Raw genomic sequence first — 13,639 nt, forward strand, 5'->3', positions numbered from 1 at the left:
GTCAGATCATGGGTATCAACCTTCAGCGTTCTGGCTCATATTCACATACCAAAGATATTTAACCATATGCTACATAGCAGATGGTAGAGAGTCAGGTCGTAGGCATGATCGATCCGGAAATGCCCGAGTGCTGGTACACTCGGACCGGGCTTCTCACTGGCTGAGAGGTACCCATGACAAGAAAAATCACAGATGGTGAAGACAGTATCGATGATAATCTGATTGAAGACATATCACAAATAAAACAGCTTGCGCTCGGGGAAGGGCCGGCAGAATGTCAAATCTGCGACCGCAAACTCCGGGAAGGCGACGAGCTGACCGCGTATGCCTTCCGGGCGGCTGGCAACCCCATTTTTGAAATTGGATTCGTGATGTGCCGGGCGGACGAGCACGCGCACCCGACAGAGTTCATGCGCGGCGTGCACGAACTCGTCGTGACAGGCCGGATCGGTCTGTGCACCGACGTGGCGACCCAGTCATCCTGGCTGGTACTCCTCGCGCCGGAACCGATCGTGGCGAGCCGACCCAGATCAAGCGACGCACACCCGGTCGGTGAGGAGACGACACGCAAGACTGACCCGCTCCACACGCACCAGGCCACCGAGGCTGACCCGACACCACCGTTCGAAGGCATCCATGAGCGCGGGTCAACGCAACTCGAAGGGACCACCGAGCACACGGCCGACTACTCCCAGAGAGACGGGACACAGCAGGCCGAACACAACGAGCAGGTCCACCAACAGGCGACCAACCAGGGGGGTGACGAGTAATGCCCCCAGCATTCGACACCGAACACCTCGACCACGAGATGTCACTCCCAGACGACATCGAGAATCTCACACTCCCGGACCTGTATGTGGGCCTCGAAATCCCACTGCTCGCACCGGGTGATGGGATCGTCACGGATCGCCATCACGCCTCGGCGGACCGCTACGAGGCGGACGACCCACAAAACCAAATCGGCGGGATGGTGTCACCATTCCCGCTCTCGGGGTGGCTCCGCCACGGCTGTGAACGCGTGCTACAGATCGCCGGCGGCACGGCGTGCCACCCGGGCGCAGCGAACGGGGATTACATGCTTGAGGACGTGTACGAGCGCGACCTCGACGCCGGGTACCACGAGAAAGGCTCGTGCGTCGATGGCGACGCCGGCTGCGTAATCTACGACCTCTTTGGCGGATTCAACGACCGGGCGGGACGGCTGGTGCGCCGGCCGCTCCGGTTCTCGCCAATTCGCCGGCAAGTCGACGTCCTACAGGGCGAAGCGGAAGCGCACTACCGGCAACTGAACACCCAGGTGCGCTCACGCAACAGCGAGGACGACGGGCAACCATTGCGGATGGCGTCCCGAGACGTCGTCGGCAACCTGGTGGGGACGTGGAAACTCTCGTTGCGAGAGCTGAAACCGGAGTACGTCGGGCTACTCGTCGAGGCGGTCGATTACCTTGACGCCCATAGCGACGAGTTCGAACTCCAACTTGGCGGCGCACGCAACTTCGGGGCGGGCATGGTCGATGCGCGCGTCATCAACCCGCTGTACACGGACGCCGAGATCAAGCGAGTGTACAATCGCGCCCAAGACGCCACCTCGGGGATGGCGTGGAAGGATGACCTGTGGCGAGAGTCGGTGCGCCAGCAGTTCGTGGTACCGCTGCAAGAGCGTGTGAACAGCATGGAGGAGCTGTGATGGCCCGCAGTGAAACCGCGAGCGTGGACCTGCGGGTGGCGTACCGCCACGACGTCCACAAATTGCGCGGCCGCCAGCACGGGTCGGGACGTGACGAGCTGTTCGACGTGCCGGTGAACGACTCAGTCCCGTTGCAGGCGGATCGAGATGCGGCGTTGCTGAGCCGACCAGAGGGCGAACCTGAACAGACGGTGGCGAATCACGCGTCGCCGGCGCGGCTGTCGCTGCTCACGGGCTCGGTACTTGAAACGGGGGCGGTCCCCCTACAATATCCCGCGATTACACCGCTGATCGACGGCTCGCCAGAGGAACTCCACGCAGCGTGGCTGACGAGCGAGACTGCAGCACTAGTGAACGAGTCGGTGTATCTCCCGTACTCGTCGCTCAAGTACCACGTGTTGCTGGTGGCCGCGCTGCTTGACGCATATCGGGCGGGCCACACATTTGACGACCTGTTCCTGGTTGTCGAGCCAGCGACGGAGTCGCCACCGCGGAACGCGGATCGAAAAGCGAGACAGCAGGCAGCACTCGACGCGGACTGCGTGGTGCCACACCGAACGGTGTTGTGGACGGAGGCGATGACGATGCGGCTGTCAGCGTCACCAGATGGACCAGCGGCGTGGCCTGGCCCAGCCCCGGCTGAATCGTTTGCTGATGTATGGAACCGAGTGTCTGGGTCGCCCTTGGGCCGTGAAGCGCAGTGGTGGCGTCACGTGGATGCGCAGTTGCGACGAATCAGGTCGTGGTCGACGGCGCTACAGTATATCGAGGATGCTGTCAGGCAGGATACGCGCGGCACCGCGGGGGTGGACGCGTGACCCGCCGACACGATCGTGACTGGCGGACCGCCGACCCCACCCATCCGATATGGTCAGGCGGTGAGCCTGTAGGTCGGACTGCCGGTCCGCCGACGTCGCTAGTGGGTGGGCGTCGACGTCCGCTTGCCCGCCCGGGAGCGCCCGCAACACTGCCGGCTCGACGAACTCCGACGACAGCTGGGGGCGCAGACCATCTCACACTCGGGGGAAGCCAAGCGAACTCACGGCCCAGCGCCCCAGCGGAATGGTCGGGCCGTGAATACGCGGGACGGGCTGCGAGCCAGCATGTCGGACCGGTTCGTGCGTACCGATGGGGGGCGACGCCCCTGTTCGCCCAAGCCGATCGTGGGTGCCTGCTGTGGGCGGGTCGATTTCTCACAGCTACCGACCGTGTGGAACGCAAACATGGCACAATCTCCACTCGAAGCGACGGGGGTGTGGCGTGACGACGATCCAACAGCTGGTTTTCGAATTGTCGACTCCGTATGCGGGGCGACCATATCACGTGTCGGGCAACGCGCTGTTTCAGGCGATCGCGGCGGACGTCGACGACCGGACGCGACGCGAGTTACGGGTGAGTCACGGTATTTTCAGCCCATCAGAGTACGGCTCCTACCCGAGCGAACACTCACAGAACGGGTACGCCGGCAAACTCGGGGGGTCGCTGCCGCCGGTCGAGTCGTACGAGGACCTGTTCCTGTTTCGGGATGCGGCACAGCGATGGCTACAGCCCTCTCGGCCGCGCGACGCCCAGAACACGATGGATCGGCAGTCGCATGGCGGGCGGCTGACGGTCGCGTCGGAGTCGTTTTTCGGCGTGCCTGCGGAGCAGCGGAATTCGAAGCGCCGAGTGAAATGGTACATCCACGCGTATGTCCATAGCGAGCGCGAGGGCGTGCTGCCGCTTGATGAATCCGTGCTCAATGGGATTCAGCTGGGCGGTGCTCGGAACTACGGCTTCGGCGAGGTGTCGCTCACCGACTCGCAGGTTGTCGACCTCAACGCGCTCTCGTTCGATGCGCTGCGGGGTCACGACGCGTATACCATCGAGCTGGTGACGCCCTATGTCCTCCAAAGTGAAGCCCCGGACGCGGACACTCAGTCAGTGCCCTATTGGTGGGACACGTCGGTGGCTGCCGTGCCGGGCGATTCGCCGACGCGAGAGCGCCGGTTGCGTCGCCGGGAGGAACGGCTTGTTGGGGAGACCGCGTATGAACTGGCGACGGTCGATCACGGCCAACTCGTCGGCTACGCCGGAGACGATCCGATACAGACGGCGAAGAACGGCGTGCTACGGGTGGGGACGCATGCGCGGTTCGGCTTCGGTGAACTGCGCGTGAGGCCAGCCAGCCACGATCGTGTGCCGGAGCGAGGTGAGGTGGCGTAATGCTCGACCAGGTGGCCTTTGATATCGAGACGACCGGGTTTGACGTCGACGATGAGGTAACCGTCGTCGGGTTTGCGATGCCGCTGGGGGTTCGGGTGTTCGTCCAAACTGCCGGGCGGACAGCCGGCGACGTCGAGGCCAGCGTGAAAGCGCGGCTGTCGGAGACACTCGTGAACGTCTCGACACACACCGATGAGGCCGCGCTGCTGGCGGCTGTGGCGACGTTCGTCAGAGATCGGATACACGACGCCGAGACACTACTCATCGCGTTCAACGGCGAGGTGTGGAACGGTGGCTTCGATCTGCCGTTCCTGCGGAGTCGGTATGCGGCCCGTGAGATGGCGTGGCCATTCGATGTGGCGTACGCGGACGTGTTGCCGGTGATTTCGGATCGGTTCAACACGACTGTTGACGGCGAGGAACAGCGGGGGTTGGCGGCTGTGTACGAGCTGCTCGGCGACGGGACCTACAGCGGAATCGATCCGTTTGACGACAGTGCGGCGGCGGTGACCGCCTTCGAGGAGGGGCAATTCGACGAACTCGTCTGCCATAACTTGGCGGATATCCTGCGGACACAGGCGCTCGGCCGGGTTGCTGAGCGGTACTGCGGGAAGGCGGAGTTCAACGTGAAATCGCTCTCACCGACACGAGACGCGTGAGTCTGGCTCGGTGAGCGGTTGCGGCGCGTTCCCCAGCAGCGGGGCTGCAGATTGAAGCGATACACCAGGAGGATGAGCGATGCTGGCGGTCACAGTGCGTGCGAAGCCGGACATAGAACGATATACATGAGAGATTCAGAAGACGAGGACACGGCTGACGGAACAGACGACGAACCAACAGCGGACGAGGAGCCAGCCGATGCCGAGACGCCATCGGACCAGTTAGAGACGGCGTCGATGGGCTCGGGCGCGGAGCGGAACGAAACGGTGGATCAGGCGACGCAGAAGAAAGTGCTACAACGCGATCGGTATCGCTGCCGGGCATGTAACGCGAAAGCGCCAGCCGCTGGCGGCCTGGCCGACCTCGAGGTCCACCACGCAGATCGGGATCCGGATGATTTCGACGAACACGACCCAGCGAACCTCCTCACGTTGTGTCGGAGTTGCCACTCGTGGCATCACATGAGATCGACGCCCAGCGATGTACCCATCCGGCTGACGGAGGCCGATGACAAGGAATTGAAGTCCCACGAGTACGAGATTTTGCGGATCCTCTATGACAACGGCCCACTCCGCACAAAGGAGATTGCGGACAAATTAACAGTTGAGATGACCGTCACGGCTGTTCGAGAGCGGTTGTGGCATTTGGGCGGGCTCGATAATGAAGTGACTGAGCGGACAGAGCCGCTCGTGACAAAAGATATCGCCACCCAAGAGTGGGGTTTACTCGATGATATCGTGACGACCGCTCGCGGCCACATCCCTGATGACCCGAAATTGCTCGTCCAACGGACAGAAGACGAGCTCGTACGGCGAGCGCTCGATCGGGGGTGTGATCGCCAGACAGTGATGGAGGTCTTCGATGTCTCGCGGCGCGGCACATTCTACAAGGAGACGCGCTCGAAGATGTACGACTTCCCGCTCGACGCGTTCAGCAGGGGCGGTCGGCCGCGGGTTTCGAAGGACGGGTCGGATGAGGAGGACTCGTCGACGGCGGCGAGAGGGTCAGACGAGGGCGATGCGATACGGAACGCGGCGGCGCGGGCGAGCGAGGTGACTGCCGATGAGGATGACGAGTCTGCCGCCGAGATCGTGTCGGATGCGAGTGAGTCAGTGGGTGAGGGGGGTCAGGAAGAGATAGGTGGAGGGGCTGCTACGGAGAGCGTTCAAATGCTGCTAGAAGAGGCGCTTGAGGCGTTGCGGGACGACGTCGAGGCGTAGCCCGCTTTCAGGCGGCTTTTTTGCGGTGTGGTCGTGGTGACACGGGGGAACTTGTGTGGTATGTTTTGGGTGACATGACTGACAATTGCGAAATTTGACTGATGAACGATCTGATCTGGTACCTGTGCGAGATACAGGGAGCGAACGTGGTACGAATTGAGGGCAATCTACGGGAGAGTGATCGCTCAGTACAGAAGGTGTTCCACCCGCCCTTCTACGGTCTCCATCGAAATAATTACCTCCCAACCCACGGGAGCGATGTCTGTTCATGGGTCTTAGTTCACGTACTCTGTGGACACTCCGCCGCTATTGGGCTGACCGCCTCGGTGTCCCCCCCGAGGCGTTCGAGAAATCAGGAGGAACCGTTGGCAACGCCGAGGAGGGCGGTATCCAACTTTTTTCTCACGGCGACTCCCAGATCGTCGGTGTACCGGGTCCCCTCTTAGACGCAGCCGAAGACCGGAGTGAGACCGAGATACCACTCGATGCTGAGGACGAGGACGCGGTCCACGGATGGCTCACTCGCTTCGACGGTATCGAGCAGGCCATCGGCCCGACGTTCTACGGGTACGCGGATCGAGAAACGTTCACTCCCGTCGAATCGGACGCTCGAGCCCTCACAGCTGCCGATGCCGCCGCCTATCGGTCGTTTCAACGGAGTATTCCGGATAACGAGTGGGAACAAGGCGGAACACAGTTCACTCCCGGCGAGACTGTGGGACTTTTTGTTGATGAAGAGCTGGTAGCGGTCGCCGGCTTCGATGTCTGGGAAGGCGTACTTGCCCATCTGGCAGTCGTGACACGCCCGGACAACCGTGGGCATGGATACGGTCGAAGCGTCGTTTCTCAAGCCACGGAGAAGGCGTTCGCTGACGGACTTCTCCCCCAGTATCAAACCTCAGACGCATGGCCCTGGTCTGTCGCACTTGCTCAGGATCTTGGGTTTCATCGGTTTGCCACGGCTTATCTCGGCGTCTACCGGCGGTAACGCCCTTCACGATCGGCCGATTCGTGCTCTGTATCTTCTGTCGCGCTCACAACATCATCTCGAACCAGTCGGATCCTCGTCGGTCAATGCGCAAGCGTATTCTATCGCCTGATTCAGGAGTCAGATGGAAAAAATAACATAGTTCTCGTATTGACCACGCCCTCTGTATGGACCGCGGTTGGGTCAGAAGATATACTCGGCTGAGGATTTCAAGAGGGCCAACTAGTCATCACAAGCATGAGTGGGAAATCCACCACTCACGCGATCTCGACGGATCCTAACACCTTACGGCAGTCCGTGGTTCTTGTCGTATCGTCGAACCCAATCACGCCACCTGTCTTCTTCGGTCATGTACTTCACTGCGCCCTCTGGGTTGTCGGTCTGAAACCCCTTGTCGTGTTTTCGCTGTTCGTGTTTCTGCGGAAGGTACAGCCGGTCAATGTGGCAGTCACCGTGGCTCGTATCAACACGCGCGATGTCGATGTTGTCACTCCCTTCTTGTGCGATATACAGATTCACCCCAAAATCATCAGGATACAATGCTCCTGAAGGGACCCGTCGGATTGCGAGGGAAACCTCGTATCCCATCTCGGTACCGACTGTCGGGTTCTCGGTCTGTCTGTGCTCCGCTTCGTCAATCAATTTCTTGTCGTTTTCATTTTCAGTCATTCATTCTCAAGGAGATAGAGAGGAGAAACCGCATACACCTCCGATATGCCCTCCTTGTTCTTACATAGAACATCCTCGCATAAAAATATTACGACATGTCTGGTAAATGGACTGTAATCTGTGTAGGTGCCTATTCCCCGCTCAAAACCGGGATCATGGAAACGTTTAACCGTTGATGTGGCATACAACAGTATAGGAAGTGATAGAGCATGAGTAATACATATGCGCCAGCGCCATCGGAACACTCAGATAACGAATCCTCGACTGAGAGGACGTTGCTACGGACGAGTATCGCTCGGCGTCTCACAGGTGAAGATGATGAATTCGGTTCGGTGAAGGTAATTTCGCATGAACTGGCTGATCGCGTCTTCACCCCGAAGCGGCGAGAAATTCTCCAAACCCTCAATCAGAAAGAGGTCTCGTCGCAGCGCGAACTCGCCCGAATATTGGATCGGGATCCCGGGGCCGTACAGCGAGATCTCACCGAGCTCATCAACGCAGATCTCGTAGACGTTGTTGAGGAAGGTCGGTCAAAGAGGCCAGTGCTCGCCCATGATACTATTATTGCCGAGCCACTCGTTGCGCCCTCTGGTATCGGTACGGAGGCAAGCTACACGGTCGAGAACGAACCTTGATCACGGCGAATCTCAGACTATCTGGCCGCCCGCAAAAACGTCTCCGACAGTAACACCTCAGCTTGATTCTGACTTCGTTCCGGACAGACGGTGCTTTAGGAGGTATACAAGTCCCCCGACACCCGCGAGTGCGCCACTAACCCCGAAGCCAGGGACATCATCATTAGTATCTTCTGAGTCATCGCCGTCAGCTCCGTCAGTGTTCGACCCAGTCTCGCCATTTTTATCAGTGGCTGCCGGGTCAGTGTCATCAGTTTCGTCGCTGTTAGACTCAGTCCCTACATCATCATCATTAGTGTCTGCTGGGCCATTGTCGTCAACCCCGTCGCTGTTTGGCTCAGTCTCGTTATCATCACTGTCGTCGGTGTCTTCAATTGTCTCGTATCCCTCGCCAACTCCGACTTGAATGGTTACTTCATCTCTCTCCCCCAAATCAGATGTTGTGGCCAGCGTCACCGTGAACTCACCCTCATTAGCGTATGAGTGCGTAGTCGTTTCCTCAATACCAACGTCTCCGTCACCGAACTCCCACTGATACGAGAGGAATTCTCTACCAGCTACGGTTGAGCTCTCACTTGCATCGAATGTCACCTCATCGCCGACCTCCGGATTCTCCGGAGACAGGTCGATTCTGAGTGTTGTCCCGATCTCGTCACCAAACACGCTCACGTCCTCACCGTCGATGCTCCGCTGATGGAACTCAACGATGTCATGAGCTGCCGGACGGGCTGTGTGGCCTGCATCAGGATAGACACGAAACTGAGCCGATACGCCCGCTTTCTCGTAAGCACTCTGCGATGTTGGGAACCGGTCAACGATCATGTCTTCACCGTACACATCTAGTGCTAACTCCTCTAAGGAATCCTCTGTCCAAGCGTCACCAAACCCAATCGTGTCGTTATTGTCTTCAGCCCCCATGTAGAGAAACTGGTTTGTCTCATCGAGTGTCTCGCGGTCGACTGGTGAGCCGGTCAGAGCTTCCAAATCAGCAGTCCCGACGTGGAACGGTAACTCCCGCCCTTTGAATTTATCAAGTGGCAACAGGGGCATCCCATTCAGACCACCGGCTGTGACCGAAATCACTTCATCGGGGTGTAAGACAGTGAACCGGTCAACGAAGTTACCGGAAGCAGAGAAGCCATTCAGTAGGATACCGTCCGTCCGAACAGCATATTCCGCATCTTCGAGGATCTCATACGCCCGTTCAACCATATTCAACACTTGGAGGTCGATACGCTCGAGCGAACCATCCTCAATACCCATTGTCGTATCATCAAGCGCATGGGTGAGGTGCCTCCAATTAACGGGGTCCGATTCAGGCCGTGGAAAGACCGGAACAATAAGTGGCGCACCCAAACGCTCCGAAATATCGCGGGGCAGACCATCGCTAACCAACCTTTCTCCCGCCGATATGTGTACGTCGATGTCATCCGCTGGCTGCCCGGAGTTCGCAGGTTCGACTAGCACTGGCGCAGGTTTGCCCTCGCCAGATGTGGCATTTGAAGGCGCGTAGAGGAAAAACGGATACTCAAACCCAGCTGTCGAGTCAGCCGCAACCAGCGTCTGGTCAATCCCGTCAACTATCTCAAGATCGTCATTGCCAGATACAATTGCCGTGTCACGAGCAAAGCTTGACCCACCATCCTCGGGGTAGAGACTGACAGAGACTCTTGATTCCTCTGTAATTGGCGGAGCAATTCTTACCTCATAGTCTTCGTAGACACCCGCCTCGATACTAGACGAATAAAGACGGCTGTCAGTCCGCTGATTCCTGATACCGAGGTTTGCGTCTTGTTGAGTCTCAATTTCACCAATAACGAGCGATTGGCCATCAGATAAGGTCTGGTCGTTAATCGTGAGCGAGCCACTCGGTTCAGCTGTTACAGACTCAGGGATAGCACCGACTGTAACACTGCTAGCGATACCGGCTCCGATAGAAGCTCTGAGATACGTTCGTCTATCCATGATAAACTCTGGTTATCGTTGTATTCCATGGAGGCCAAAAGAATCTTTGTATTATGATATGTGGCTTTGTTGAAGATCTCAGTAAGCGCACAGTCCGCCCAGTTGCGGCCAGTACATGCCTTCTGCTCTTCACTGGTGCGGCTTACCTGTCTCTTTCAGATAATTGGATATTGAGGCTCTGTTGAAATCTTATTCTTCAGATATATTCTCACCTGAAATAGCCAGTCGCTGAAGACTGCTTACACCGCGGTCAGTTGGTCTCGTTTTGTGTAGACAATGAAGGCGATGTAACCACCAAATACTGTGTGTGCGGCATACAGCGTATTTCTCTCAATCATGCCGGAATACCGTGTGACTGCTAAGACAAAGAATACCCCATATAGGAGACAAGGGAGCGTAATATATACTGTAATAGCCTTCTTCGGGGTCATGTTGCTTCATTTTCAACAACAGTATTAAAACCGTCAGATACGGGTGATTTCCATTTCGTCTGTACTGAACGATCTATGGTTGATGCTTTCTGGGTTGCGAGACTGAATCAGCTGTAAGATCGCGCTTGCGTACTGAGTAATATTTCAGTTTTTAAACCAACCAAACAACCCGAGTGAAATAGCGAATAATCCCCATAGAACTGTGCGGAAATTGGGTTGTGACAAAGCGATACCAGGAATAACTACTCCGACAATAACGGAGAGAATCCCGGTGAGTTTTCGATACTGCTGTAGCGACATATGATGTGGGGAGTCTATTGTACTATTTAGAGCGTTTCGTCTATTAATTACTTGGCTTGAGCCTTATTTAGAAGCGGTGTAGATCGGGCGAAATAGTCGCTATCTGAAGAACGGAATGGTACAGAGAGGCTCTCAGAGACTGATCTCGCTCAGCCAACGCAGGCACCAAGCTACGTTATCGGGAGCGTCTAAACAAGGCCCTTGGCTTGTATTGACCGCGACCGGGCAGAATATATCACTTACTGGGGATTTCAACAGAGCCGGCACTCAGAAACCGCCCATCCAAGAGAGTATTGTGCCGAGAAAGGACAGACAGGCGGAACCAGCCAACACAAGAAGGGCAATAGCAGGGGCAGTAAACTCCTCTGGGTCGGTTCGGAGTAATTCGTAGCCGGCAGTGGCAAGCATTCCAACTCCACCGATCGCCATGAGAAGTATCGGGATACTACGAGCGCCAGCGATGAGCGACCCTACCGCTGGCCCCCCTATTGAGGCTCCAATTACGACAAATGAGCCAGTGTAGATGTACAAATCTTCCATAGGTGGTGTAACGACACGTGACTAATTGTAGTTTGGATGCGATATCCATCTTGTTACTTTCGCACTCTTCAGCGACCGGCTGTTTTCATCTCATTTTGTGTCTGAAGAATGGGATTTTAACAAAGCCGCTCATCTGTAGATTAGCAACTAGTTGATGTACTGTTCGAGGGTGTAATGGATGGCGGTGAACCAGTTCAATTCGAGTCCTCCGTCCGGCCAATTATCGCTCCCATACCCGAACCCAATCGATAGCGAGGCGTTCCGTCCATCGCTCATTGAGATCTGCTTGGCCGACCCGATTAACGTGGTTTGAGAAAATTAGCCCGAACGGACGGGTCTCAGAAGCAGTCAGTGATTGGACCATCGCTGGTGGCGTTGAACGCGTCACGACATGGTTTCCGTTGAAGTACCATTCGACTCGGTCCTCAAACAGCGCACAACCGTACGTATTGAAACTCTCAGTGAGATCGGTGCCACTATCCATTGAGAACGGGTTATCCGTGTGAGTCTCCCTATCATTTGGCTCTCCCGACTCGCTCCAGTGAACATTCACGTGAAGTTGCTGGCGTTCGGATTCCGGATTCTCTCCCGGTTGGAACAATTCAATAATGTCAATCTCCGGTGGCCAATTCATATTTGCGGGCTGCATCCAAAAAGCAGGCAAGATGCCGGTTCTCCCGGGGAGTTTGAGTCGTGCTTCAACGTACTGCCTTACTGTTGGGTCGATCGGAATACCCTCTGTCGGGTGATGAGGCTCCCCGCCGGTACTTGAATTAATCACACCTTGAGAACAACCACTCGGGCCAGTCCCTTGAGATTCGATTGTCAGCTCACATATCCCGTCGTTGATTGTTACGTTGTCGGCACGCACCGTTGCATCATCATTTGGGATCCACTCTTCAGGGTCAATGAACCCGACTCCCCATCGATCCGTATCAAATGACTCCCACTGTTCGTCGACGACGAGTTGCCACTCCCCATCTAGACCGCCACCAGATTGTGAATCCTGTGAGAGCATCTCGTCAAACCCAGAACTGAGACAGCCAGCGAGACTCACAGCTCCGACGGTAGCGAGTACATCTCTTCGCCGAAACTGATCTGATTCCACCATCTGTAATTTTAACCGATGATAGTTGATCCATGCTACCAATTAATCATCGAACACTACATCCTCAAAACCACCGTCTTCAATAAGTAATTTTTCGCCATCGTGGTTTTTGAGATCGCCTTCCTCAAGCCACGGGTTTTTGGCTTCTATCGTTTCCGGTGAGACCTTCTCAGTATTTGGTGCGACTTTTTCAGTCACAGCAAAAGTCTGTACGGGAGAAACCCACCCCCACAGTGCGCCAACAGTATTTAAAACGACTAACAGAGGCGTCAACGGGATAGCCAACAGTGGAACCCGCTCGCGCCGGATATACACGAACACGCCGACGAGCGTGATCACAAATAAGACGAGAAACATGGCCAATGAGCCGAATTGATAAAATAGCGGTTGTGGGAGAAACTGCGGGAATAAAAACAGCAGCAACGACATGACGGGGATCAGTGGAGACAACGACCACGCAACCATCCGGAAGCCGAGAAAGAGACGGTACTTTTGTGGAAGCAAGTCTGAAGAGTGCTGGGTGCCGGCGAACCATCGTCGCCGCTGTCGAAACATTCCGCGAAGCGATGGCGGGGCCTGATTCCGAAACTTCAGATTGAGAACCCGGAAATCAAGTTCGCCTGTCTGCGCTGCGCGCCAAATGAAATTCGTATCCTCTGTGATCGTCTCTGTATCCCACGTAATCGCATCTTCTAACGATTTTCGAATGGCAATCCCACCGCCCCATGCGTAGAGTGGATATTTGAACCGGCCGAAGGCACGTTGCTCGTACTGGTAGCCGATACGGAATGTTTCCGATAAATACGCGATCCACGAGCCGGTGTACAGCGGCATCTCGGTGATTTGGACAACGTCCGCGTCGGGCAAGCCCCGGAATTGCTGAACGATAGTATCTTCGTCCAAATACAGAATAAACTCATGAGAGCATGGAACGTTTCGACGAGCCCATTCGAGCGCGCGTCCCTTATGTCGGGCCTTACACTCGAATTCATCAGGGACGACGTGTACCGTTGCCCCGCTAATTTGGATCTCTTCTTCGGCAATAACTCGAATATCATCGACCCCATCTGGGACCGAGTTGACTGTTGCTTGAACGACGGCTTCGGCACCAATCGTCAATATCCGCACCTGTACGTCGTCGTGACCGTATACCAACTCATCAGACGAGACTGCTCTGTTGAATCCGCAGAAGGCGACAGGATAGCGTCGCTCTGAAGGTGGAAGCGAAGCG

14 protein-coding genes are annotated in these 13,639 nt (G+C 56.5%); 8 read left to right on the forward strand and 6 right to left on the reverse strand.

The annotated features are described in order from the left end of the window. The first annotated feature begins 173 nt into the window (after positions 1-173). From ABDZ89_RS06470 to ABDZ89_RS06500, 7 genes are all read left to right on the forward strand, one after another. The gene (locus ABDZ89_RS06470) at positions 174-770 is read left to right on the forward strand and encodes a DUF8112 family protein (RefSeq protein ID WP_343777590.1); all 597 of its coding nucleotides are present in this window, start codon (positions 174-176) and stop codon (positions 768-770) included. Further along, on the forward strand, positions 770-1,687 hold the full coding sequence (locus ABDZ89_RS06475; protein WP_343777592.1) for a hypothetical protein: 918 nt from the start codon (positions 770-772) through the stop codon (positions 1,685-1,687). The genes ABDZ89_RS06470 and ABDZ89_RS06475 overlap by 1 nt, the downstream gene beginning before the upstream one ends. Beyond that, entirely contained in the window at positions 1,687-2,505 is an 819-nt protein-coding gene (locus tag ABDZ89_RS06480; protein ID WP_343777594.1) for a DUF8168 family protein, read from the forward strand. The genes ABDZ89_RS06475 and ABDZ89_RS06480 overlap by 1 nt, the downstream gene beginning before the upstream one ends. A 442-nt stretch (positions 2,506-2,947) precedes the next feature. Next, entirely contained in the window at positions 2,948-3,892 is a 945-nt protein-coding gene (locus tag ABDZ89_RS06485) for a hypothetical protein (protein ID WP_343777596.1), read from the forward strand. Further along, entirely contained in the window at positions 3,892-4,551 is a 660-nt protein-coding gene (locus ABDZ89_RS06490; protein ID WP_343777598.1) for a hypothetical protein, read from the forward strand. Before ABDZ89_RS06485 ends, ABDZ89_RS06490 begins: the two co-directional genes overlap by 1 nt. A 126-nt stretch (positions 4,552-4,677) precedes the next feature. Continuing rightward, positions 4,678-5,772 carry an HNH endonuclease gene (locus ABDZ89_RS06495; protein ID WP_343777600.1) on the forward strand — a complete coding sequence of 365 codons (1,095 nt, stop codon included), beginning with the start codon at positions 4,678-4,680 and terminating at the stop codon, positions 5,770-5,772. A gap of 268 nt (positions 5,773-6,040) precedes the next feature. Continuing rightward, entirely contained in the window at positions 6,041-6,760 is a 720-nt protein-coding gene (locus tag ABDZ89_RS06500) for a GNAT family N-acetyltransferase (protein WP_343777602.1), read from the forward strand. Between the two features lie 285 nt (positions 6,761-7,045). On the opposite strand, the gene ABDZ89_RS06505 is transcribed toward ABDZ89_RS06500, so the two are convergent. After that, positions 7,046-7,429, reverse strand: coding sequence for a DUF7718 family protein (locus ABDZ89_RS06505; RefSeq protein WP_343777604.1), 384 nt, complete (start codon positions 7,427-7,429; stop codon positions 7,046-7,048). A 209-nt stretch (positions 7,430-7,638) separates the two neighbouring features. Here ABDZ89_RS06505 and ABDZ89_RS06510 point away from each other — a divergent pair, with 209 nt between their 5' ends. After that, positions 7,639-8,064 (forward strand): HVO_A0114 family putative DNA-binding protein, encoded by a 426-nt coding sequence (locus tag ABDZ89_RS06510; protein ID WP_343777606.1) that lies wholly within the window; start codon positions 7,639-7,641, stop codon positions 8,062-8,064. Between the two features lie 57 nt (positions 8,065-8,121). Here the strand turns inward: ABDZ89_RS06510 and ABDZ89_RS06515 are convergent, their stop codons facing one another. From ABDZ89_RS06515 to ABDZ89_RS06535, 5 genes are all read right to left on the reverse strand, one after another. Beyond that, positions 8,122-10,029: a PKD domain-containing protein gene (locus ABDZ89_RS06515; RefSeq protein ID WP_343777608.1), complete on the reverse strand. Its 1,908-nt coding sequence runs from the start codon at positions 10,027-10,029 to the stop codon at positions 8,122-8,124. 239 nt (positions 10,030-10,268) lie between these two features. After that, positions 10,269-10,460, reverse strand: a complete 192-nt coding sequence (locus ABDZ89_RS06520) for a hypothetical protein (RefSeq protein WP_343777609.1) — start codon at positions 10,458-10,460, stop codon at positions 10,269-10,271. A 567-nt stretch (positions 10,461-11,027) separates the two neighbouring features. Then, positions 11,028-11,300, reverse strand: coding sequence for a hypothetical protein (locus tag ABDZ89_RS06525; protein ID WP_343777610.1), 273 nt, complete (start codon positions 11,298-11,300; stop codon positions 11,028-11,030). Positions 11,301-11,520: 220 nt separating this feature from the next. Beyond that, positions 11,521-12,318: a glycoside hydrolase family 16 protein gene (locus tag ABDZ89_RS06530; protein ID WP_343777612.1), complete on the reverse strand. Its 798-nt coding sequence runs from the start codon at positions 12,316-12,318 to the stop codon at positions 11,521-11,523. 132 nt (positions 12,319-12,450) lie between these two features. Continuing rightward, positions 12,451-13,639: glycosyltransferase family 2 protein (locus ABDZ89_RS06535; protein WP_343777614.1), on the reverse strand; the 1,189-nt coding region annotated here is incomplete at its 5' end.

The sequence above is a fragment of the Halorubrum ejinorense genome (genome assembly GCF_039522565.1).
In the GTDB taxonomy this organism is placed as follows: Archaea; Halobacteriota; Halobacteria; order Halobacteriales; family Haloferacaceae; genus Halorubrum; species Halorubrum ejinorense.